We start from the raw sequence: 399 nt of genomic DNA on the forward strand, positions 1-399 counted from the left end.
GAGGGTTGCCGAAAGCACGGCGCACGTTGTCACGGGTCATGCCTCGCACCACCTGCTCACGAACCAGATAACGACGCAAATCGGTAGAGTTGATAAAACGGCATGTGCCGGCCTCTTTTTCTTGTTCTGACTCTTCGGTCTGCTCTTCTGGATCAGGGGACTCCTGCACCGGGAGGTTCTGATTGAAACTGCCGCCAATGCGGTTATCCCGTAGCTCAAGCGATTCAGCATCCTCGCCGCAGGGCTGGTCCGAGAACACCGTATTGCCGTCTTTTTCGCAGCGAAAAACCTGGGACTGCGCCGGCACTGCCAGAACAGAGAGCGTGAAGATCAGTGCCATGGCTCTGAGCATCGGTTCCTCGCATTTTTGCAGAAACAAAAAAAGGCGCCCGAAGGCGC

General features: G+C 56.1%; 1 protein-coding gene. It reads right to left on the reverse strand.

Annotated features, from left to right (window positions below; all coding sequences use genetic code 11):
* On the reverse strand, positions 1-352 hold a 352-nt coding region (locus tag B2W52_RS04865; RefSeq protein WP_286801663.1), incomplete at its 3' end, for a DUF4124 domain-containing protein.
* Between the last annotated feature and the right edge of the window lie 47 nt (positions 353-399).

This window comes from Marinobacter sp. UBA2498 (genome assembly GCF_002341575.1).
GTDB classification, from domain to species: domain Bacteria; phylum Pseudomonadota; class Gammaproteobacteria; order Pseudomonadales; family Oleiphilaceae; genus Marinobacter; species Marinobacter manganoxydans.